At 34.6% G+C, this 23,248-nt stretch carries 16 protein-coding genes; 10 read left to right on the forward strand and 6 right to left on the reverse strand.

Going from position 1 to position 23,248, the window contains the following annotated elements; genetic code table 11:
• Positions 1–91 precede the first annotated feature (91 nt).
• From aroC to HHX25_RS11370, 6 genes are all read left to right on the forward strand, one after another.
• Positions 92–1,153, forward strand: coding sequence for a chorismate synthase (gene aroC / locus HHX25_RS11345; RefSeq protein ID WP_169673235.1), 1,062 nt, complete (start codon positions 92–94; stop codon positions 1,151–1,153).
• A gap of 39 nt (positions 1,154–1,192) precedes the next feature.
• Positions 1,193–2,131 carry a family 43 glycosylhydrolase gene (locus HHX25_RS11350; protein WP_262888887.1) on the forward strand — a complete coding sequence of 313 codons (939 nt, stop codon included), beginning with the start codon at positions 1,193–1,195 and terminating at the stop codon, positions 2,129–2,131.
• Positions 2,132–2,223: 92 nt separating this feature from the next.
• Positions 2,224–3,546, forward strand: a complete 1,323-nt coding sequence (locus HHX25_RS11355) for a dicarboxylate/amino acid:cation symporter (RefSeq protein ID WP_169673238.1) — start codon at positions 2,224–2,226, stop codon at positions 3,544–3,546.
• Positions 3,546–4,367, forward strand: coding sequence for a sulfurtransferase (locus HHX25_RS11360; protein WP_169673241.1), 822 nt, complete (start codon positions 3,546–3,548; stop codon positions 4,365–4,367). The genes HHX25_RS11355 and HHX25_RS11360 overlap by 1 nt, the downstream gene beginning before the upstream one ends.
• Before the next feature lie 211 nt (positions 4,368–4,578).
• Positions 4,579–5,184: a hypothetical protein gene (locus tag HHX25_RS11365; protein WP_169673244.1), complete on the forward strand. Its 606-nt coding sequence runs from the start codon at positions 4,579–4,581 to the stop codon at positions 5,182–5,184.
• Positions 5,185–5,548: 364 nt separating this feature from the next.
• Positions 5,549–6,145 carry an imm11 family protein gene (locus HHX25_RS11370; protein ID WP_169673247.1) on the forward strand — a complete coding sequence of 199 codons (597 nt, stop codon included), beginning with the start codon at positions 5,549–5,551 and terminating at the stop codon, positions 6,143–6,145.
• Between the two features lie 177 nt (positions 6,146–6,322).
• Here the strand turns inward: HHX25_RS11370 and HHX25_RS11375 are convergent, their stop codons facing one another.
• Positions 6,323–6,739 (reverse strand): thiol-disulfide oxidoreductase DCC family protein, encoded by a 417-nt coding sequence (locus tag HHX25_RS11375; protein ID WP_169673250.1) that lies wholly within the window; start codon positions 6,737–6,739, stop codon positions 6,323–6,325.
• Positions 6,740–6,811: 72 nt separating this feature from the next.
• On the reverse strand, positions 6,812–8,980 hold the full coding sequence (locus HHX25_RS11380) for an endonuclease MutS2 (RefSeq protein WP_169673252.1): 2,169 nt from the start codon (positions 8,978–8,980) through the stop codon (positions 6,812–6,814).
• Positions 8,981–9,180: 200 nt separating this feature from the next.
• Between HHX25_RS11380 and HHX25_RS11385 the strand changes: the two genes are divergently transcribed.
• The gene (locus HHX25_RS11385; RefSeq protein WP_169673255.1) at positions 9,181–10,272 is read left to right on the forward strand and encodes a DUF2911 domain-containing protein; all 1,092 of its coding nucleotides are present in this window, start codon (positions 9,181–9,183) and stop codon (positions 10,270–10,272) included.
• A gap of 101 nt (positions 10,273–10,373) precedes the next feature.
• Here the strand turns inward: HHX25_RS11385 and recG are convergent, their stop codons facing one another.
• Positions 10,374–12,476: an ATP-dependent DNA helicase RecG gene (gene recG / locus HHX25_RS11390; protein WP_169673258.1), complete on the reverse strand. Its 2,103-nt coding sequence runs from the start codon at positions 12,474–12,476 to the stop codon at positions 10,374–10,376.
• Between the two features lie 155 nt (positions 12,477–12,631).
• Here recG and HHX25_RS11395 point away from each other — a divergent pair, with 155 nt between their 5' ends.
• Positions 12,632–14,026 (forward strand): right-handed parallel beta-helix repeat-containing protein, encoded by a 1,395-nt coding sequence (locus HHX25_RS11395; RefSeq protein ID WP_169673261.1) that lies wholly within the window; start codon positions 12,632–12,634, stop codon positions 14,024–14,026.
• Between the two features lie 90 nt (positions 14,027–14,116).
• Complete coding sequence (locus HHX25_RS11400) at positions 14,117–16,072, forward strand: M1 family metallopeptidase (RefSeq protein ID WP_169673264.1); 1,956 nt, start codon at positions 14,117–14,119, stop codon at positions 16,070–16,072.
• Between the two features lie 3 nt (positions 16,073–16,075).
• Here the strand turns inward: HHX25_RS11400 and HHX25_RS11405 are convergent, their stop codons facing one another.
• Together HHX25_RS11405 and HHX25_RS21195 are read right to left on the reverse strand one after the other, a co-directional pair.
• On the reverse strand, positions 16,076–17,071 hold the full coding sequence (locus tag HHX25_RS11405; RefSeq protein WP_169673267.1) for a PorP/SprF family type IX secretion system membrane protein: 996 nt from the start codon (positions 17,069–17,071) through the stop codon (positions 16,076–16,078).
• A 12-nt stretch (positions 17,072–17,083) separates the two neighbouring features.
• Positions 17,084–21,448 (reverse strand): PKD domain-containing protein, encoded by a 4,365-nt coding sequence (locus HHX25_RS21195; RefSeq protein WP_169673270.1) that lies wholly within the window; start codon positions 21,446–21,448, stop codon positions 17,084–17,086.
• 359 nt (positions 21,449–21,807) lie between these two features.
• Here HHX25_RS21195 and HHX25_RS11415 point away from each other — a divergent pair, with 359 nt between their 5' ends.
• Positions 21,808–22,734, forward strand: coding sequence for a patatin-like phospholipase family protein (locus tag HHX25_RS11415; protein WP_169673272.1), 927 nt, complete (start codon positions 21,808–21,810; stop codon positions 22,732–22,734).
• Here the strand turns inward: HHX25_RS11415 and HHX25_RS11420 are convergent.
• Positions 22,726–23,247, reverse strand: coding sequence for a DUF7935 family protein (locus tag HHX25_RS11420; protein WP_169673275.1), 522 nt, complete (start codon positions 23,245–23,247; stop codon positions 22,726–22,728). The two genes, HHX25_RS11415 and HHX25_RS11420, sit on opposite strands and share 9 nt — an antisense overlap.
• Position 23,248 lies beyond the last annotated feature (1 nt).

Raw genomic sequence — 23,248 nt, forward strand, 5'->3', positions numbered from 1 at the left:
TCTTAATTAATTATAATAAAATCGGGGTCTTTATGCTATTTCACTTTCGTATCTCTAATAATAGATTTATTTTAGCAGCAAAATTTTATTTATGGCAGGCAATTCCTTTGGAAAACTATTTAATTTAACAACATATGGAGAATCTCATGGACCAGCTTTAGGTGGTGTAATTGATGGTTGTCCTTCTGGAATCGAGTTAGATTTAGAAGCTATTCAAAATGAACTTAACAGAAGAAAACCTGGTCAATCTGCTATCGTTACGCAGCGAAAGGAGCCAGATACCGTTAAATTTCATTCGGGTATTTTTGAAGGTAAAACTACAGGGACCTCTATTGGATTTGTTATTGAAAATACTAACCAAAAATCTCACGATTATACCCATATTAAAGATAGTTACAGACCAAGTCATGCAGATTATGTATACGACAAAAAATATGGTTTTAGAGACTATCGTGGTGGTGGACGAAGTTCTGCAAGAGAAACTGCATGTCGTGTTGTGGCTGGAGCCATTGCTAAACAAATGCTAAAAGGTATCGAAATTACAGCTTATGTCTCTGGTGTTGGTATGATGAAACTTGGCAAACCATATACGGAATTAGATTTAACCAAAATAGAATCGAATATTGTTAGATGTCCAGATCTTGATATGGCAGCAGATATGGAGGCATACATCAAAGAGGTTCGAAGTAAAGGAGATACTGTAGGAGGGATCGTTAGTTGTGTCATTAAAAATGTACCAGTAGGCTTAGGTGAGCCCGTATTTGATAAATTACATGCAGAATTAGGTAAAGCCATGCTTTCTATTAATGCTGTAAAAGGATTTGAATATGGTAGTGGATTTGAAGGCAGTATGATGTACGGCAGTGATCATAATGATGCGTTTAATAACGATGGCTCTACAAAAACGAACTTTTCTGGTGGTATTCAAGGTGGTATAAGTAACGGTATGGATATCTACTTTAATGTGGCTTTCAAACCAGTAGCAACACTTATTCAGAAATACGAGACTATAGATAGGGAAGGTAATACTGTCGAGATGCAGGGTAAAGGCCGTCATGATCCGTGTGTGGTTCCAAGAGCTGTACCTATTGTAGAAGCGATGGCAGCATTGGTTTTAGCCGATTTTTACTTGATTAATAAAGTGTATCGTTAGTAACTATTTACCACTTTTTATCTAAATCTTAAGAAAAACATGAAAAGGTACCTGTTAATCACTATCTGTTTATTAACTCAAACCATATGTTCTGCTCAAAATCCTTTCATTAAACATATGTACACAGCAGACCCATCTGCGCGAGTTTTTAACGATACCCTGTATGTGTATCCTTCTCATGATGAAGACATGGCTACCAATTTTAATATGAAAGATTGGCATGTGTTTTCCACTACAGATATGCAAAACTGGACAGATCACGGTGTCGCATTCTCTTTGAATGATATTAGCTGGGCATCATCGAAAGCTTGGGCACCAGATTGTATAAAACGTAATAATTCATACTATTTTTATTATCCAGTAGAACAAAGTAAAATAGGTGTGGCAGTTAGTGATAAACCCTTTGGGCCATTTACAGATCCGTTAAACAAACCTTTAATTGATATTAATACAGAAGGCGTAGTATGCAATCGGGATTTTATTGATCCAGCTGTGTTTATTGATGATGACGGACAAGCATATCTTTATATGGGGCAATTAGTGGTTAATGCCGTAAAATTGAATAAAGATATGGTATCCTATGATGGAAAAGTACATTTGCTGGAAGGGACTGATGATTTTTTCGAAGCTATTTGGATGCATAAATACAATAACGTTTACTATCTATCTTATGTTGGTAAAAGTGGAGAAATCAAGTATTGTACCAGTGATAACCCATTAGGTCCTTTTAAGTATAAAGGGGTTATATTAGAGAAAATGAATAGTGGGACAAACCATCATTCTATAGTAGCGTATAATGGAGCGTGGTACATATTTTATCATAATTCTGATTTGTATTTTAGGAATCACCCTGAAGAAGAACCAAAATTCGGTTGGGGACATAGAGGTAGCCCACACCCATATCGCAGATCCATTTGTTTTGATAAACTATATTATAATCAAGACGGAACCATACAGAAGGTCGTTACTACAAAATGATAAATGCGCAATTTATAAATTGCCTTATCAAACATATTAAAAATCTTTATCTTGCTTTAAATTTATATTTAGTTAAATAGAAATATCATTATATGAAAAAACTAGCATTGCACTGGAAGATTATTATAGGAATGATTTTGGGTATCATTTTTGGGTTCATTATGAATTCTGTAGGAGGGAAGGATTTTGTGAGCGATTGGATTTCACCGTTTGGAACTATTTTTATAAACCTGCTTAAGCTCATTGCCGTACCATTAATCTTAGCCTCTTTAATAAAAGGGATTTCAGATTTAAAAGATATTTCTAAAATTAAAACTATGGGGTTGCGTACCATAGGTATTTATATTATGACCACTTTAGTGGCTATAATTATTGGTTTAAGCATTGTTAATACAATAAAACCTGGCGAAGGTATGCCACAAAACACCATAGAAAAGATTAAGTTAAAATACGAAAATGATGCAGGTGTTGCCGATAAGTTGACCAAGGCATCTGCTCAAAAAGATGCAGGTCCTTTACAGGCTCTAGTTGATATTTTTCCAAGTAATATATTTAAAGCCTTAGGAGATGCAAAGATGCTTCAGGTTATTTTCTTTGCATTATTTGTCGGTATTTGTTTACTGTTAATCCCTGAGGAAAAGGCAAAGCCATTAGTGAATTTTTTCGATTCGTTAAACGAGGTCGTCATGAAAATGGTAGACTTAATCATGCTTTTTGCGCCCTATGCCGTATTTGCTTTAATGGCAAATGTTATTATTGCTTTTGATGATACCGAAATACTTATAAAATTATTAAACTATGCCTTGTGCGTTGTTGCAGGCCTTATTTTAATGATTGGTTTTTACCTCTTATTAGTAAGCTTTTATACTAAAAAATCACCTTTGTGGTTTTTGAAAGAGATCAGCCCAGCACAACTGTTGGCCTTTTCGACTAGCAGCAGTGCAGCCACTTTACCAGTGACTATGGAGCGCGTAGAAGAGCATATTGGAGTTGACAAAGAAGTTTCGGGGTTTGTTTTGCCTGTTGGTGCTACGGTTAATATGGACGGGACAAGTCTGTATCAGGGTATCGCTGCAGTATTTATTATGCAGGTTATTTGGCCTGAAGGCTTAACATTTACCAATCAATTGGTAATAATTGCGACGGCTTTATTGGCTTCTATAGGTAGTGCTGCGGTACCTAGTGCTGGTATGGTTATGCTGGTTATTGTTTTAGAATCTATTGGATTTCCAGCAGAATTGTTGCCCATAGGTTTAGCACTTATTTTCGCTGTAGATAGACCTTTGGATATGTGTAGAACAGTTGTGAACGTAACTGGTGATGCTACGGTGTCTATGATGGTTGCCAAGTCTTTAGGTAAATTGCATGAACCACAACCTAAAGAATGGGATGATAATTATGAAAAAGTAAAATAATGATCACTGATATTTCAATCGCATCACCTATAGTTTCGGTCGAATGGCTTCACAAAAATTTAGAAGCCAGTAATCTTATTATTCTAGATGGTACCATTAACAAAGTATTTGACATCTCACAAACTCAAATACCAAATGCACGGTTTTTTGATATTAAAAAGAAATTTAGTGATGTCAATACGCCTTTTCCAAGTACATTCCCAGCAAAAGAGCAATTTGAAAATGAAGCAAGGGCTCTGGGTATAAATAAAAATAGTGTTGTCGTGGTTTATGATGACAAAGGGATCTATTCCAGTGCTCGTGTTTGGTGGTTGTTTAAAGCTTTTGGACATGATAATGTTGCTGTTTTAAATGGTGGGTTGCCTTCATGGAAAAAAAGAGGGTATGAAACGGAAAACATGAAAAATTACGCTGGTAAATCGGGTGATTTTGAAGCTAATTACAAGCAAGAATACATGAAGTTTTTCGATGACATAAAAGAGGCTTCAAAAAATAAAACACATTGCATTATTGATGCACGATCTAAAGGGAGGTTTAAAGGTCTGGAACCAGAGCCTAGAGAAGGTTTGAGGGGTGGAAATATTCCAAACTCGATAAACTTACCTTTTAAAGACCTTTTGGTTGATGGTGAATTAAAACCTAATAAGGATATCGAGAAAACTCTAAATAAAATAGTAGATAAAGAAGAACGTATTATTTTTTCCTGTGGTTCTGGTATTACGGCCTGTATATTGGCTTTAGGTGCTAATATATCAGGATATAAAAATATATCGGTTTACGATGGTTCCTGGACCGAGTGGGGGAGTTTGGTTAAAGAGTAAACATTAGGAAGAAACTACACTTATAGAATAGAAGTAGAATGACGGGTAAGTTTAGGAGTTTAAAATAAATTTTTAATTCGAACTATTTCGACAATAAGCATTTATTAATTTAGTTGCTTACATAAAAAATATAGTCACAATGTCCATTATGTTCAATTATTGTGCTTAAATGCCCTGTCCTGAATAAAGGCTAAATGATCTAATAAAAAGTATGAAAATATTATTAATAATACTGACTTGCGTAATTTCCAATTCAATAATGTTAGGCCAAAGTTTGGCTGAAATAAATGAAAGTTGTGGTTTAAGTGACTCATTGACGAACACTGAAGAAATAAGAGTTTACAAAAAGATGTCGTTTAGAGGTACTGACGTTTTTAGAATGTATCTAAATGACTCTGGAATATGGATGACTGATTTTTTCGAGGTTAGAAAAAAACGTCCGAAGTCAAAGAAATACAGAAACAAAAAACGTGAATTAAATGCGAAAATAAAATTGAAGACTATTTGGTGGGAGATTTTAAAAACAAATATTGAAGGTTTGCCCGACATGTCAAAAATTCGCTGGAAATTAAAAAAAAGAACAGAAGTGGTTGTAAATAAAAAAGGAGATAAAATCTTAACCTGGGGTGGCTTTATTGGTGTTAATGATGGAGAAAGTTATGTTGTTCAATTAAATTTTGAAAATACGTCAAAAAAAATAAAATATTATAACCCCTATGTCTATTTACGACATCACTCAGATATAGATGAATTAATTTATTTTACAAAAATGATTGATATAATTAAAAATGAATTTAATATTTGGAAAAGTGACTAAGTCTAAAGATGAAATTAAAAACGTACTATATACAATTGATAGCTAGTTTTAGCCTACTTACGTTTTCTATTTGCCTGCCAGAAGATTGGTTCGTTTTATAATTGTAAGGTACTTACAATCAGTGAGCTATTCTAAATAATTGTTTAACAAAGTTTTTCACTGAAAACAGGTATAGAGAAATAATATACTATGCATATTTTTGTTGTTCATCAGTTATGAGGAATTAATAATTTAAATCAATAATGAATTAATAAAATCTCTAATTTTTGAATCTATAAAAATTGAGTTAAATAAAAATAATCATCCAAAATCGGTGAATCGAAAGAAGAAGATTGGTTCAAGTCTGGTTGATTTATAGGAAATTATGTATTCTATTCTTAGGCCTTGTGGTGAAAGTGATTCAGGGACAATATTGGGCGTAGATGATTCTATTCATGATTTCTATCATTTTCATGAGAGAAAATCTGTTAAAGAAATATTTAAAACACCAGTCGAATTATATTTTGATGACACCTATCCTGATAGAGTAAAAGAATATGATTTTTTAAATAATGCGGTTGGCTTAATTATAGTGTCTTCGGTAGTAAAAGAACTTTGGAAATCTTTGGGCATTTTTGGTGTTGAATACATTGAAACTAATGTGTTCGATCAGAGAAAAAAAACAGTTAAAAATCAATATTTTATAATCAATATATTGGAGGAAAGACCTCTCATTGACTATGCAAATTCAAATATTCGCATGTCGTACATCGATAAAACTCAAATATCTAAAATAAAAAAATTACAAGTAGATTTTTTAGCAATGAGAAACAATAATGCTTTGATATTTAGAGCTAAGGGAGACAATCGATTTTACTATGTTAATAATACGCTTTTAAATATAATGAAGGAGGCGGGTATTACTGGACTCAAAGCCATTGAAGCTGATGGTTGGAATGGCAGATTGCTTACACTAGATTAATTAAGAATTGATACTTTCATAACAAAGCGTTTCAAGTCCCAAAAGCTAATATAGGGATAGAGCTCAAATGAGACCTGTGTATATTTGTAAAGCCCTCCAAGTCGTTAATTTAGTTGTTATAGAAGAAATATAATAATAAAATAAATGATTATTCGGTTATGTAATTATGATTTAAGATTATTCCAAAAATTTACTCCTCAATTCTGGCGTTGGAATCATACAGGCATCCTTTTTACCATACCACTTATAACGGTTTTTTGCTATGTAATCATAAACCCAATTTCGAATAAACGGAGGGATAATAAAGAATATCCCCATTAAACTTTGTGGGAAACCTAAATGACTTGCAATTTTTAAGGCTGCAGTAGATTTAGAGACTAAACTGTTTTCTGGAGTATATAATAATATAGAATCTGTTTTTTCGGTATCTATGTTAAAGCGTTTAATTAAATTTTGACCAATTTCACTTTGTAAAGCAGCAAACATAAACACATTCTTTTTATCATGTTTTATAACATATTGCACACTGCTGTTACAAAGGTTACAAACACCATCAAATAGGATAAGTTTTTTATGCTTTGGTAAATCTATCATTTATATATTTCCAAGAAAGTTACAATTTTAAATTGCAAAATAGCTCTTTTAATCTTAGTTACTACTCATTACTCATTTCTTAGCAGCTTCAACAAGTTCTAACTGATCAATACTTACGTTAGTCGTAAAAATACCATAGTTCACTACAGCCTTATTTTTTTCTATTTTATCAATACTCCCAATCGCACGACCATCTTCCATGCGTACACGGTCTCCAATTTTTAAAACAGGTTTTGGTTTTGGGGCTTCAACCGCCTTTTTTTTGGCTTCTTTTTTCTTTTTGCGTATAACAGTAACTACCTTTTCAGCCTCTTTTTTTACTTGCTGTTCCTTAGCTTTTATGGCCTTTTTCTGCTTAGCAGTAACTTTTTTACGCTTGGAGTTTTCAATTTGAACCAGTTTAAAAAGTTCAGACATCAGCTCGCGTTTTTGCTTGTTTTCTAAGTATTTTTCAGCAATATCGTTCACTTTTTGTCCTAAATAGATAAGGCGTTGGTTGCTATCGTACAATTCCTGATAGTTTTCTAATTTCTTTTGGATTTTAGCATTGATTTCTTCAAGCTTATCAGCTTCTTCTATTTTTTTCTTCTCATTCAACTTTAATGATTGTCCGGTTTTTTCCAAACGTGAACGTTCCTTTTGTAGCTTAGCAATAGTCGCATCAAAACGTACCTTGCTACGCTCAATCTTCTTTTTTGCGCGATTTATTAAACTATAGGGAATCCCGTTCTTTTGAGCTACTTCAAAGGTGAAAGAACTTCCCGCCTGTCCTATAACCAATTTAAAAAGTGGAAGGAGTGTGCGTTCATCAAAAAGCATATTTGCATTAAGCATATAAGGGAGTTCATTTGCTAAAATTTTTAAATTAGAATAATGTGTGGTTATGATACCAAATGCCTCTCTATGATAAAATTCTTCTAAAAAGGTTTCAGCTAAAGCACCACCTAATTCAGGATCACTTCCGGTACCGAACTCATCAATTAAAAAGAGAGTATTCTTATTACATTTCTTTAAAAAATAGTTCATTTGTTTTAAACGATAACTATAGGTACTTAAATGATTCTCGATAGATTGATTATCACCAATATCACTAAGAATCCTGTCAAATAAACAAACTTTACTACGCTCATGAACTGGAATGAGCAAACCACTTTGCAGCATGACTTGCAATAAACCTACTGTTTTAAGAGTAATACTTTTTCCTCCAGCATTAGGTCCCGAAATAACAATGATTCTACTATCTTGCTTTAATTCTATGGTTTGTGGAAAGGTCGTTTCTTTCTTTTCTAAGTTGTTTAAATATAAAAGGGGGTGATAGGCATCTCTCAAAAACATAGTTCTTTCTTCTGAAATTTCAGGAAGGATAGCATTCATAGCCCTCGCATACTTCGCTTTTGCCGAAATAACATCTATATTTATTAAGAATGCTTGGTAGTCTTCTAGTAATGGTAAAAACGGACGAATAAAATTAGTAAGGTCTTTTAAAATACGAATCACCTCTTCGTGTTCCTCATATTCTAAATTATTGAGTTCTCTTGAATGCTGTAAAGTCGTTTCTGGTTCAATATAGACAATACTGCCTGTTTTGCTCCCGCCCATAATAGCTCCCTTTACCTTACGACGATACATAGCCTTTACTGCGAGGACACGTTTATTGTCTACTACAGATTCACGAATATCATCTAAGTATTCAAGGTTGTGGTAGGTGTTTAGGGCTGTTGAGAAGCTGGCATTTATTTTACCTTTTATTTTATTGATGGACTGACGCAGTTCAAGGAGTAAGTTGGACGCGTTATCCTTTATATCTCCAAAACGATCTACGATGGCATCTACTTTTTCAATAATAGCTTTGGTGACTTCAATATGTGACGCATATTCGTTGAGCTTCGGATAGTATTCTTCAAACTTTTTTAAATATATAACGATGTCATTTGTTGTTAACGACATGGAGACTATTTTTTTCAATGCATGCACCTCTAAATAAGTGTTTTCAATGCGCAAAAGTTTGATTTCCTTTGAGATTGCATCAAAACCATGGTTTGGAATACGGTTATCATTGTAAAAAGAAGATAGGTACTCATTGGTTAATTGCAAAGCATCAGTAAGTTTATCCTTAGTTTTGTAAGGGCTAATCAACAATACTTTTTCATTACCTAATGGTGTCACACAATGTTCGCTTACTTGTTGCAGAACAGTTGAGAATTCCAGATCTTTTAATGTTTTGTCATGAATATTTATCATTCGTTTTCTCATCAAGAAATAAGTGAACAAAGTTAAAAATTCTATTCAATTAAGGTGCAGTTTTGAAAGAAGTAAATAAACACTCTGAAACTCTTAAATTATGTTAATTAACAGTAAATAATGATTCTTTAACATAATGCTAACATCTGCGGATGGGATTTGTACATACCTTGAAAACACAATCAAAAAATATGACTAAAATGAAAACTAACAATCTTACCGCATTATTTATGTGCTTATTACTTACATTAAGTTTTAGCTCATTTGCCCAAGTAAATACGCCTCGAGGAAGTCAACAAGCAACAATGACCCAACGTATTGGTATTTCAGATGTTTCAATAACCTATTCCAGACCAAGTGTAAAAGGCAGGGAAATATGGGGGAAATTGGTTCCCTATGGAATGAACAATTTAGGATTTGGAACGGCTACTGAAGCACCTTGGAGGGCAGGAGCGAACGAAAATACGATTATTACACTAACCCATGATGCTAAAATAGAAGGAAAAGCCATAAAAGCAGGAACCTATGGATTTCATGTGGAATTAAAAGATGCAGACAATGCCACCATCATTTTATCTCATGATGCCAATGCCTGGGGAAGCTATTTTTATGATGCTTCCAAAGATGCACTGCGAGCAGATGTTAAAACAAAGTCTGTAGCACATAGAGAATTGTTAACTTATGAAGTTAACGATATACAACCAACCTATGCTATAGTATCTCTTGTGTGGGAGAAAAAAGAGATTCCTTTTAAAGTTGAATTCGATGTAACCAATATTGTTTTAAACGAATTTAGAGCTAAATCTATAGGAAGTTTAGGTTTTAATAGGCAAAATTGGGAAAATATGGCTCGTTTTTCATTAAATAATGGTGGTGACTTAAATGAGGCCTTAGGGTGGATAAATGGTGCTATTACTGGTAACTTTTACAGTCAAAAGACGTTTAACAACCTAGCAATTAAAGGTCAAATATTGAATAAGCTTGGGAAGACTCAAGAATATGCGGCATTAATGGACGAGGCTTCAACTATGGCGAATAAAAACCAATTGAATAATATCGGTTATCAAATGTTAGCAGCCAAAGATTATGATCGGGCGCTTAAATACTTTAAGCTAAATGTTGCTAATAATCCCAAAGATGCTAATTCCCATGATAGTTTAGGTGAATGTTATAAAACGATGGGAGATAAGAAAAACGCCATTAAGCACTTAAAAAAGTCATTATCGCTAAATCCGCCTGCCAATGTAAAAGCAAATTCAGAAAAACTTTTAGGAGAACTGGGGGCTTTATAAAAAATCATCAATCAAACTACTTATACAAACTGTGTGATAAGCTCAACTTATTAAAGTTGAGCTTTTTTAATGTATATATTTAATGCAGTGAGGCGGCTAAATCACGAGATATAATTCCAGATATTTTTGTATTTCCCTAATGATTTATAAGTATCCAAAATGGCTTTATTGTCTATAGAAGATAATGTGGCATCGTTTTTTAGTATATTCTTAGCGTGATGCCTCGCTAATTTTAAAATATCATTATCTTTTATAATGTCCGCAATTTTAAGATTTAAAACACCGCTCTGCTGGGTTCCCATAATATCACCTGGACCACGTAAGCGCAAATCGACTTCTGCAATTTCAAAACCGTCACTGGTTCTTGCCATAGTTTCCAAACGCGTTTTGCTATCGTTGCTCAGCTTATGTCCAGTCATTAGAATACAATAACTTTGCTCGGCGCCACGACCTACACGACCACGGAGCTGATGTAGTTGTGATAAACCAAAGCGTTCTGCACTTTCTATAATCATAACAGAGGCATTAGGAACATTGACACCCACCTCAATAACAGTAGTAGCTACCATAATTTGCGTTTCGCCCTTTATAAAACGTTGCATTTCATAATCCTTATCCGCAGGCTTCATTTTTCCATGTACTATGGAGATTTGATAATCTGGCATAGGGAAATCTCTAGCAATACTTTCGTAACCATCCATTAAATCTTTATAATCCATTTTTTCATTTTCCTGAATTAATGGATAGACTATATAAATTTGTCTTCCTTTAGCTATTTCATCTCGAATAAATTTGAAAACATTCAATCGATTTTTGTCATAACGATGTACCGTTTTTATGGATTGTCTCCCTGGAGGTAATTCATCAATGATAGAGATGTCTAAATCGCCGTAAACCGACATGGCTAAGGTTCTGGGAATAGGGGTGGCTGTCATTACCAAAATGTGTGGGGGCGATGTATTTTTCTTCCATAATTTACTTCGTTGTGCCACTCCAAAGCGATGCTGTTCGTCTATAATTGCAAGCCCTAAATTTTTGAATTTCACCTTGTCTTCAAGTAGGGCATGTGTGCCAACTAGTACTTGTAAATCGCCATTTTCTAGACTTTCATGAATTTCTTTTCTTTCTGAAGTTTTAGTTGAACCTGTTAGTTTTTTTATTCTGATATTCAGTTTATTACACAATTCAAGTAACCCGTTATAGTGTTGAACTGACAAAATTTCAGTCGGAGCCATTAAACAGGCTTGAAAACCGTTGTCAAGTGCTATCAACATTGACATGAACGCTACTATAGTCTTTCCAGAACCCACATCTCCCTGCAACAATCTGTTCATTTGTGCATTGCTGCCCAGATCGGCACGGATTTCTTTTAAAACACGTTTCTGTGCGCCAGTTAATTCAAAGGGTAAATGTGTCTTAAAAAAGGTATTGAAGTAGTTGCCGACTTTTTCAAAAGGAAAGCCTTTTATTTTTGACTTCTGAGTTAAATTTTTGATGATAAGCTGCAGTTGGATATAAAATAATTCTTCAAATTTTAATCGAAATTGGGCTTTGGAAAGCAGCTCTGGACTCATCGGAAAATGTACATTAAAAAGGGCTTCGCTTTTTGAAATTAATTTGAGTTCGGCAAGCAAGTTTTCTGAGAGTGTTTCGGTAAACTTTTTCCCAGTTTCTAAAAATAATTGCTGCATGATTTTGCTAACTACACGATTTGTAATACCTCTATTTGATAATTTTTCTGTTGAGGGGTATATGGGCTGCATTGCGGAACGTAAATTCCCTTTGTGAACTTCTAATTCCTCTATATCTGGATGTGGCATGCTAAACTTGCCGCTAAACCAATTGGTTTTTCCGAAAATCACATATGGCTTATTGAGTTTTAAGCTGTCTCGAATCCATTTCTGACCTCTAAACCAAACGAGTTCCATGGTGCCAGTATCATCTTGAAATGTGGCTACTAGGCGTTTTCCGCGTTTTTGAGCTACTTCTTTGAAGGCCGTGATTTTACCAATTATTTGAACATCTGCATTACTGCGTTGTAGTTGATTGATTTTGTAATACCTGGTTCTGTCTATGTACCTGTTTGGGAATAAATTAATGAGATCTTGATAGGTATGAATACCTAATTCTTTCCGCAACAAATCGGCACGGTTAGGACCAACGCCTTTTAAATAATCTATTGGGGTTTGAAGCTTTGCAGACATGAAAGCGAATTTAGGGTATTTGGTTAAATTTTAAAAACAAACATTTGTCGTTATTGGTTCTTTTCTGGAAAGACCTTCATTTATACCCCGTATATGCTTTTGTTGGGTTTTTATAACTTATTTGTATATTTACAAGGCCTATTAACCCCAAAGACATGAAACCTTACTTAACCCTAGTAGTATTCGTATGCATGTTAAGTGCATGTGAAAAATCGAGTATTGAAAACTTAGAGAATCCTAATTTACCTACTTCAGAAAATGTCATATATGAAGATGTGGCTTGTTCGTCATGCGATTTTGTAGTGCAAGAGAACGCATGGCAAGTTGATGGAAATGTAGAACAACTTAGAGCAGATGGTACCATGGGAAAAATTCAACCTGGAGATACCATTGGAATAACAGGAAGCAGAGCAGGGATTCAATTTATAAATATTACTGGTACAGAAGAAAAACCTATTGTGATTACCAACTGTGATGGATCTGCAAGAATTGGTACCACCATAAATGAATCTAAAGGATTGCATTTTATAAAATCAAAACATTTTATAATATCTGGCGCAGGCAGTACGTCTCAAAAATACGGTATTAAACTTATAGGATATTTTGGTATTGAAATAACGGATTACTCAACCGATTTTGAGATTTTTGCAGTGGAAGTTCTAGGTGCGGGCTATGTTGGTATAGCAGCAAGAACGAGCCCTCCATCATATCCCGATTGTGTTAATGCAGATAACACCAGGGATATATTTACTCAAAAAAACACCATAATACATCACAATTACATTCACGATACAGGAGGAGAGGGTTTTTATATAGGAGGTTCTCATTGGCATAAACTATGGGATGAAAAATGTCCAGGTGTATACGAACCTGAGCTCCACGGTGTACGCGTACACCATAATATCTTAGAGAATATAGGTATGGATGGTATTCAGGTAGGGAGCGCCTCGAAAGATGTGAAAATTTATAACAATACCATCGATAATTTTGGAACACGCAGTATAGGTGGTCATATGACAGGTTTTCAAATTAACCCAGGTACCACTGGGGAGTTATACAATAATGTAGTGAATAAGGGTAATGGCTTTGGTATATTCGTTTTAGGTAGTGGGAATAACCTAATATATAATAATTTAATCATTAAGCCTTCTTACGATGGTATTTATACTCAAGATAGAAGTCCAGCTGCCAATGCAGGGTTTTATATTATTAACAATACGATTGTTGAACCAGGAGAAAAAGGTATTGGATGGAATTCTTATGAGACTAGCAACAATGAAATTATTAATAATATAATCTACAATCCAGTCCGTGAGTTCATAGGTAGTGATGGTCATAATGACAACTATTTTTACGACAATAATCTGGAATTAAGAAATAATGAAGGGATTGAATTTGGTGAAAATTATCAATTACTTAGCGGTTCTACCGAAGCAATTGATAGGGGGAAGGATGTCTCTAATAAGTATGATATAATGTTTGATATTATAGGTAATAAAAGGCCTTCTGGATCTGGTTATGACATAGGTGCCTATGAGTATAATGATTGATTTTTAGGTTTAAATCAGGTTTTGGGGGCTTGCTTTCGTGGGAACTTTAAAAAAATTGTATTTTGGCTTAACCTTTGATGTATTGATTGTATGAAGCGTCTATCTACTTTTGTCCTACTCCTTATTCTTGCTAAGTCCTGGTGCCAACAATCTGATTATGTCGATTTTAAAAAAGCTAAAGTTGATATTGCATTTGGTGAACTTACACAGAAGGAGGTAAAAGGTGTCGTTTCTTTTACATTTGATGTTTTAAAAGATATAGATTCTATCTATATAGACGCTGTTGATTTTGATGAAATAACATATGAATTAGATGGAGAAACTTTTGGTAGCTTCTATGATGGTAAACGTATAATAATGAAGTACCCTTTTAAATCGGGTCATCATCATAAAGTAGTTGTTACGTGGAAAACCAATCCTAAAAAAGCCATGTATTTTATTGATTGGAATCATGATAAAGGTAACAAGCAAATCTGGACACAAGGGCAAGGTAAATACACAAGTAATTGGTTACCCAGCATCGATGATATGAATGATAAAATTGAATTTGATCTATCGATTACTTTTCATCAAAATTATAAGGTCATTGCTAACGGAAAACTTGTTGAAAAAACGAAGAAAGGAAATAAGGTTAAGTGGCGTTATGATATGCAAAATCCCATGTCAAGTTATTTAGTGGCCTTGGCTATTGGTAAATATGACAAAAAAGTTGAATATTCAAAAAGCGGCATTCCTTTAGAAATGTATTATTACCCAGAAGACTCCTTAAAATTTGAGCCAACATATAGATACACCAGACAAATGTTTGATTTTTTAGAAGAAGAAATAGGGGTTTCGTATCCTTGGCAAAATTACAAGCAGGTACCTGTAAAAGATTTTCTATATGCTGGTATGGAAAATACAGGGACTACCATTTTTTCTGATGCTTTTGTAGTGGATTCCATTGGCTTTGTTGATAAAAACTACGTAAATATTAATGCTCACGAATTGGCACACCAATGGTTTGGGGACTTGGTTACCGAAATCTCCGGGACGCACCATTGGCTTCAAGAGGGCTTTGCCACCTATTATGCTTTATTAGCGGAGCGCGATATTTTTGGAAATGACTATTACTATTGGAAACTTTATGAATATGCTCAAGAATTACAAAAACAGCATAAGGCTAGGCAAAGCACATCGCTTTTAGACCCCAAATCGAGTAGCACCACATTTTATAAAAAAGGAGCATGGGTATTGCATTTGTTGCGAGAAAAAGTAGGAGATACAGCTTTTAAAATAGCAGTCAAAAACTACCTTCACAAGAATCAGTTTAAAAATGTTGAGACGGATGATTTTATACATGAAGTAGAAAAGGCTAGTAAGCAGAGTTTGGATGTCTTTGTAGAGACATGGTTAAAAACTAAAAAGTTTCATTATAACGATGCCCTTGAAAGCCTTAAGCGGTCAGTTTTTATCCAAGAGTATTTAATGGTAGATTGTGAGGCTTACACGTCTAAATGTCACGGATATTTATCATCTGGGATTTCAGACGAAGCTAAAATGAAAATCATTTCGCAAATACCAAATCGCTTACAAAAAGAAGATTTTAAAAACCCTGTAAAAGTTCGTCAAGCCATTGCAAAAACTTTATCTAAAGTGCCTGAGGCATTCAAAAAAGAATATGAAACACTTCTAAGTGATAAGTCCTATATAACTATCGAAGCTGCCTTTTTTGGGCTTTGGAACAGCTTTCCCGAGGACCGAAATAAATATTTTGAAAAAACTAAAGGTATACAAGGGTTTAATGATAAAAATATTAGAATTTTATGGTTAACCCTCGCTTTGCTTACTGATGATTTCGAACCTGAAAATGACGAGCTGTATTTTAAAGAATTACTTGATTATACAAGTCCAGCATATGGTTTCGAAGTCCGACAAAATGCATTTAGTTATTTAAAATGGATACGTGCCTGCGGTGAAAAATGTCAAGAACATTTACAGCAAGCGACTAAACATCATAGTTGGCAGTTTTCAAAATTTGCTAAAGAAATGCTAAAGGCAAAATAAATATTATTTTCTTCTTTCTAGCGTTGCTGGATTTCTGCAAATAAGGCAACCTGCTAAATACGTGATAGAAAGTTCGTAAACACCATCGGTTCTACCAATATTAGATGTGTTTAAATCATAGGAAAGACCAAAGCGTAGTTGCTCAAATTCTAACCCTACAAAAGCATTAATTGATGTTAATAAATGGCTATTGATACTATTCTTAGCAGGGTTGGTAACGGCTATGGCACCTAACATGAGTTTTTCAAGCTTTATAGTAGTACCAACATCTAATCTGTTATAAGGGCCTTGTTGCATGTAATTAACAGAAATAAGCATATCGTTATAATCAAAATAAGGAAACTTGTAATTGGCATGTATGGAATAAAAAATATCTAACGGAACATGACCATTTTCTATAAATGAAATATTGGGTTTGTTTAAATGTTTGATAGAAGCGCCTAACCATAAATCAGTGTCATTTCGTGTATTTTTTTTATCAAAAACAAAGCCAGCATTGAAATCAAAAAAAGTGACATTTCTATTTGCGTTCATGGCAAATACATCTGATGAAACAGGGTTTATGGTCTCAGAGTTAATGTTGATTTGATCAGCTAGCACTAAGTTTCCAAAATTAAAGGACTTTGTGCCAAAGCCAAATTCTACAGCAGGTCTAAAATACCAGTCGTTTGCCAATCTTACATGATAAGAGTAATTAATATTTCCTTGTAAGTGATTGTAATTGGTATTGTTTTCATGCTGATTTAAAATGCTAACACCAACACCTCCAACATTTTCAAGCCATGTATTAAAAAAAGCATATTCGGTGTCCACTCTTAAATTTAAACTTGGCCATTGTGTTCTATGAATTAACCCTAAGTATGTTGCATCTTCAAAGCCTGAAAAACCAGGGTTTATAGTTTCTGGTACTAAATGATACTGGGTGAATATTGGATCTTGGGCATTTATTTTTGAGCAAAAATAGCTAATAGTAATTAAGGCTAATATTTTAACTTTCATCTATTTGTGTTATTATCTAATTAAAACTAAAGCCCCCTCTTTTGTTACTTCTCTACCGTAAAAAGTTTTGGCTATAAATTTAAAATGGTAATTTCCATTTTCTGCTCTTGAGTTTTTTATTTTTCCATCCCAACCTCTAATGTTTTCACCGCTTTCGGAATATATCATGTTTCCCCACGTGTTATAAATGTTTAAGGTCATCTCGTTTAGCCCTATAAAAACAGGAGAAAAGTAATCGTTAAGATCATCTCCGTTTGGAGTGAATGCATTGGGCATAACAAGACTGTATCCTTTTTCGACAACAATAGTTGTTTCGCTAGAGTATTTGCATCCAAAAGGATAGGTGACAGTTTGTTTTATAGTATATGTGCCTACTTTGGTATAGACATGCTCTGGATTTATTTCGTTTGAAAGGTTGCCATCCCCAAAATCCCAGCTAATATTAATAAAGTCTCCTATAGCGGTGTTTGTAAACTGAATGGGATCGTATATGGAATAAAGATCGTAAGTGCTATATCCAAAAGAGTTTACTGTAAAACTTGAGCCATCCAAAACAGGTGTTTCAACTTGAAGTGAAAAATCTTTAACACAACCAAAACTATCGGTAACAGTAAGGATAACTAACCCATTGGTTTCGGTATTCATGATTTCGTTGTTATCTCCCGTTATGGTACCACTTGACCAACTAAGCTGATACGGTGGAATTCCCCCCTTAACATTGGCTATAAAGGTTTGATCAACCTCTCTGGTTTCACAATTAAAATTCGTGATTATTTCGAAAGGGGCTTCAAGCGGTTCAAACCTTTTAATTTCGAAGGATTCTGTTTCGGTACAGCCATTAGCATCTGTAATAGTAACTGTGTAAATATCTGGCGGGATGTTATTAAGGTCTTCTGTTCTGGCTCCATTACTCCAAGCAATTGACAGCGGTAAAGTACCTCCTGTAACTTCCAGGTCGATAGCGCCGCTATTCACATCGTCGCAATCCAAGGCATCAGATGCAATGCCTATAAGTGTTAAAAGGGGAGGTTCCAAAATAGTAAATGATTCTTGTAAAACACACCCTTTGGCATCTGTAATGGTTACCGAATAATCTCCAGGCCCTATGTTATTTCGTTCATCTCCAGAGGTTGAACTATCATCCCAAACTAATGTTACAGGTTTTTCACCTCCTATGAGGTTTAACTTTATGCTTGCATCGTTTTCTCCATAGCAAGACACATTTTTAATGTCTGGATCAATGTCGAAAATTGGTGCGTTATCCAGAGTTATCGGGAAGTCGACCGAGCAGTCTAAAGCATCGGTTATTGTAACAGTATAGGTGCCGTGCGATAAATTATCCTGAACCATGCCAGTGCCTAAATTGCTCCATTGTACAGCATCATAAGGAGGTACACCTCCAGAAATACCATTAATAGTAATGGCTCCGCTATCATCATTATAACAAACGATTTCTTTTACGGTATAATCTAATTTAATTTCTGGATTTTGTGGTACAATAACTTGTAAATCTTCTGTGCATCCAGAATTATCTGTGACAACTAAATTATAGGTTCCTGCCTCTATATTGTTTAAATTTTGACTGTTACTTCTAAATCCGTTTGGTCCAGTCCAGGTGTATCTGTAGTTAAAAACTCCAGGAGCTGTTTCGGTTGCTCTCCCTCCAGTTACGCTAACGTTTACTTGACCTGTAAAAGCTCCATAGCAAAGAATAATATCTACAGGGCTTGCTAAACTGACTTCTAGCAAAGGAGGTTCTATGATTGTATAGGAACCGTTAAGGGTATTGCAATTATTAACCTCTGTAATGGTTACTTCATATTCGCCAGGGGATAAATTGCTTATATCTTCAGTTGATGCAGAAAATGTTGGATCTCCAACTTTTGTCCAGACAAATGTATAAGGGGGCGTTCCCCCATTAACATTGAGATTAATTCTCCCGTTATTTAGACCGAAACATGTAATATCGCTCTTGTTCCCTGAAAACCTAAATAAGCCAGGTTCAGTAACTCTATAGCTCGTAGTGAAAGGACAATTACCATCATCGGTAATTCTCAAAGTGTAATTTCCTGGTTCTAAATCCCTAATATCTTCATCGGTGCTATTAAATCCGTTTGGTCCTGTCCAGGAAATGATATAAGGAGCTCCTGTCGAAAAGGGTGTGCCACCAGATATCGTGATATCAATGGAGCTATCATCCGAAGCAAAACATGTGTTATTGGTAATATTTCTTGTAACATTAATCAATGGATTAACAGTTACGATTACTGTAAAATCAGGACCTGGACAGCCGTTTGCGATAGGAGATATAGTATATGTTACTGTAGCTGGAGAACCTGTATTATTTGTTAGTCTCTGACTAATATTGCTCCTTGGTGATGATTGAGCGGTTGCTCCATTAATGGCTCCAGAAGGCGTTACAACGGGGGCTGACCAAGTATAGGTGGTTCCTGTCGGAACATTGTCTGTACTATTAGTAACTGGTCTGACTTGAAAAGTCTCACCGCTACAAATTTCTACAGATTTTGGCGATATAATGGGTGATAGTACCATGTCTACCGAAAAATCAGCTGTTTTAGTTGTTGTACCACAGCTATTGGTAACACTAAAAGTTGCTGTGTAGTTTCCGCTTGTAGTATAGTCTATAGATCCAGGGTTTAATGACGTTGATGAAGAAGGCGTACCACCGGGGAAGCTCCATAAATACGTTAGCGTTTCCGAACCAGGAGCACAAGTTTCAATAACCCTGCCTACGGGATTAATTGTTGCAGAATTACAAAAGTCTGAGATAGGGTCTAATTCAGTTTTAGGTCTTTGTTTTACTTGGATTGTTTTGGTTATAGAACGAGAGATGCCACATGAGTTCCTTGTGGTCAATCTTAAGTTATAAGTGCCAGAAGTAGAAAAAATAAATGTAGGCTCTCTAGACACTGAGTTAGTCCCATTTGTAAAGCTCCAGCGCTCTGGTTCTTCTCCACAAAAACCGTCATAATAATCTGTGATTTCCCAACGATAAGTTTCGGCCCCACAGCCTAAACTAGCATCTGTAGTATTTGTAACTTGAAAATTTTCTCCAAGACAAGCATTACCAAATGTGAAATTGGGTTCTAATATAGGCTCTACACATATTGTTTTTGAAACTGCAGTTCCTGCTCCGCAAGGTGTTTCGGCAGATAAAGTTATAGTGTATGTTCCTGGAGTTGTATATACATGGCTAGGACTAACGGCTCTGGAAGGTGGGCTTCCGTCACCAAAATCCCAAGTATATACATTAAATGTACTACAGTCATTGGTATAACCAGCTATAGTTGTATTACTGAAAAACGTAGATGTATTTGCGCATACAATGTTGCTTACATTAAAGTTTACTGTAGGTACATCTAAAATAATAATAGGACCAGCAGTAAGAAAGGTGCTACCGCAAGATGTGGTTATTGTTAGGCTTACAGTGTTGCCACCAGGACAATTAAATCTGGTAAACGTGTGTGGAATAGGGAAATTTTCGGATGCAGGAGGGTTTGCTATATTATAATAAGGGGAACTTTCTAATTGTGATTGTGTATAACTTACTGTATTGCCATCACCATAATTTATTTGATAATTCGTGTCCGAAGGATTTAAGGCCCATGATCCAATTGCAAATTCCATAGGGTCTAATGGTGTACATAAATTGGTCGTATTACCAGGAGCTATTAAAGCGCCAATAGGGTTGTTGGAGTTTTTTATTACATAAGTAATCGAGTTATTGCAACCACTATTCCCAATACCAGTTATAACCATGTTATAGGATCCTAAGGTTGAGTAGGTGTGCATTCTTGGAAATGTGACATTGGTTTCTGAAGTTCCATCACCCCAATCAACATTATATGACGTAATACATGCGGAGGAACTGGAGTTATTGCCAACATTAATAGTATATTCTGGATCGGTATTATTATCACCACATTTTTCAAAAGGAGCACTAGAGCCAGGAGGAGCATTTAAGTTTATAAATTCTAAATCGGGCTGTTGTTGAATCGAAATAATTTTCGTTATTGGCGTGCTATCCCCATTGCCATCTGTAACTGTTAACGTTACATTGTTATTTTGAAAACCACATCCTAATTCGGTATAGAGATGAGTAGGGTTGCTCTCGTTCGATGTTGTGCCATCTCCAAATTCCCAGTTATAGGTAAAAGGAGCAACACCAGTAACTATTGGTGTGAATGTAATTGCCGTCCCAGAACAAGAGCCATCGTTATTAAAAGTAAAATCGACAGTTGGAGGTTTGATAGTGCCTTCAATATTAGAAATATTATATATAGCAGATTTATTTAACCCAAAAAAAGTAACAATTATTAAAAAAAATAAAAAGGTAAGAAAGGAATTCTTGTTCATGTAGAATGTTTAGTAACAGTTGGTTAATGCTAAACTAATATTTTGTTAATGTTAGGCAAGTTTTTAGCGTTGAAAAGAAGTAAATTTCGATATGCTACATTTTTCTATTTAAATTAAAAAAGAGGGTGATTTGAATTCTGTTAACTATTATTGATTACATGTGATTTTTTTAATCGTTATTTCTTCTTGGATGTTTAAAATGATTATTCTTGCTTATTTAACCATAATTTTTTGATGAAATATGTTTATTCTACAAAATGCATAAAATGGCTATATAAAATTCCAAATACTTAAATAAAGAATTTTTAGTATTAAAATTAATATTGGTTCTTACTATATTTACAATTAGAATAATAAAAATGAAAGCATTAGTAATTTCAGGAGGAGGTAGTAAAGGTGCATATGCTGGTGGTGTGGCTCAGTATTTAATAAAAGAAGAAGGCCGGGACTATGATATGTATTTGGGGACTTCTACTGGTAGTTTACTGGTACCTCATTTAGCTGCTGGTGAAATTAACAAAATAAAAGAGGTCTTCACAAATGTTAACCAAAGTAATATTTTTAGTGTGAACCCTTTTGTACAGCGAAAAAAGGGAAACCGGGAATTCGTATCCATCGATTTTATAAATACCCTTTGGCAATTCATTAAAATGAAACGGACTTTTGGTGAAAGTAAAGCATTAAGGCGCTATTTGAAAAAGCATTTTACTGAAGCTGAGTACGATTTGATTAAAGAAACAAAAGAAGATGTTGTTGTTACTGTTTCCAATTTGTCTAAAAATAGGGTAGAATATAAGTCTATAAAAGATTTTAGTTACGACGAATTCTGTGATTGGATATGGATTTCGTGTAATTATATTCCTTTTATGTCCTTGGTTAAAAGGAATGGTTTTGAGTATGCCGATGGCGGGCTTGGTTGCGTAGTACCCATTAGAGAAGCCATCTTAAGAGGAGCGACAGAAGTCGATGCTATTGTCTTGGAGTCTGAGAACATGGAGTATAATAAAGTACTTGGTAAAAACCCGTTCTCTTTAATGATTAATCTGTTTAGTCATTTATTAGACCAAGTAGAACGTAGTGATATTACTATTGGAAAATTAGCGGCAAAAAATAAAGACGTAAAGCTTAATTTATATTACACACCTTCAAAACTTATAGAGAATTCATTGATTTTTAACAAAAAACTTATGACTTCGTGGTGGCAACAAGGTTACGATTATGCTCGGGAGAAATGTAGGGAGGCTCGTTCTAACGAGTTGCGTATTGATGATTCTGTGTTACCATAAATCCGATACTTCTTCTTTGATAAAAGAAAGTGCAGCATCACTAGGTGATCGCCGTTCCATCATTTCGGTTAAAACAACTTCTCTTAACTTATTTGCTGTATCAGTTTTTTCAAGTAGATTGGCTTTTCTAATAAGTTGAATGGTTGCGTTTTTTGCAGTGGTAATAATGTTCCAGCACTCATCGCTAATGTATATTTGTTGCGATAGGTTGTGTTCGAATTCCTGTTCAATATTTTGTATAAGTAAAGCTTCGTAATCTTCTTTATTTGAGGATAATGGTGTGGTTCGTATTAATAATTTTGATGGTGTGATACGTTCTAAAAATAAAGCCATTCTTTCATAAGCTTGTAAACGTAAAGGCATGGCAGTTACCTGCAAATCTTTTTTCAATAAAAACCGTCTGCGACCATCTTCATTTTTAGTATGCTCTCTAAAAAAATAATATGCAATAACCCCAGTTATTAATGATGGGATTGCAAATAAAAATAAGTCTAAAATTCTTTGTGCATCCATA

It is taken from the genome of Flavivirga algicola, from assembly GCF_012910715.1.
Lineage (GTDB): Bacteria > Bacteroidota > Bacteroidia > Flavobacteriales > Flavobacteriaceae > Flavivirga > Flavivirga algicola.

Bases quoted from the DNA above. Each gene is read 5' to 3' on its own strand.
- HHX25_RS21195 (WP_169673270.1), bottom strand. From the start codon at position 21,448: ATGAACAAGAATTCCTTTCTTACCTTTTTATTTTTTTTAATAATTGTT.
- HHX25_RS11360 (WP_169673241.1), top strand. From the start codon at position 3,546: ATGATCACTGATATTTCAATCGCATCACCTATAGTTTCGGTCGAATGG.
- HHX25_RS11350 (WP_262888887.1), top strand. From the start codon at position 1,193: ATGAAAAGGTACCTGTTAATCACTATCTGTTTATTAACTCAAACCATA.
- HHX25_RS11380 (WP_169673252.1), bottom strand. From the start codon at position 8,980: ATGATAAATATTCATGACAAAACATTAAAAGATCTGGAATTCTCAACT.
- recG (WP_169673258.1), bottom strand. From the start codon at position 12,476: ATGTCTGCAAAGCTTCAAACCCCAATAGATTATTTAAAAGGCGTTGGT.
- HHX25_RS11395 (WP_169673261.1), top strand. From the start codon at position 12,632: ATGAAACCTTACTTAACCCTAGTAGTATTCGTATGCATGTTAAGTGCA.
- HHX25_RS11370 (WP_169673247.1), top strand. From the start codon at position 5,549: ATGTATTCTATTCTTAGGCCTTGTGGTGAAAGTGATTCAGGGACAATA.
- HHX25_RS11415 (WP_169673272.1), top strand. From the start codon at position 21,808: ATGAAAGCATTAGTAATTTCAGGAGGAGGTAGTAAAGGTGCATATGCT.
- HHX25_RS11355 (WP_169673238.1), top strand. From the start codon at position 2,224: ATGAAAAAACTAGCATTGCACTGGAAGATTATTATAGGAATGATTTTG.
- HHX25_RS11365 (WP_169673244.1), top strand. From the start codon at position 4,579: ATGAAAATATTATTAATAATACTGACTTGCGTAATTTCCAATTCAATA.
- aroC (WP_169673235.1), top strand. From the start codon at position 92: ATGGCAGGCAATTCCTTTGGAAAACTATTTAATTTAACAACATATGGA.
- HHX25_RS11400 (WP_169673264.1), top strand. From the start codon at position 14,117: ATGAAGCGTCTATCTACTTTTGTCCTACTCCTTATTCTTGCTAAGTCC.
- HHX25_RS11375 (WP_169673250.1), bottom strand. From the start codon at position 6,739: ATGATAGATTTACCAAAGCATAAAAAACTTATCCTATTTGATGGTGTT.
- HHX25_RS11405 (WP_169673267.1), bottom strand. From the start codon at position 17,071: ATGAAAGTTAAAATATTAGCCTTAATTACTATTAGCTATTTTTGCTCA.
- HHX25_RS11420 (WP_169673275.1), bottom strand. From the start codon at position 23,247: ATGGATGCACAAAGAATTTTAGACTTATTTTTATTTGCAATCCCATCA.
- HHX25_RS11385 (WP_169673255.1), top strand. From the start codon at position 9,181: ATGAAAACTAACAATCTTACCGCATTATTTATGTGCTTATTACTTACA.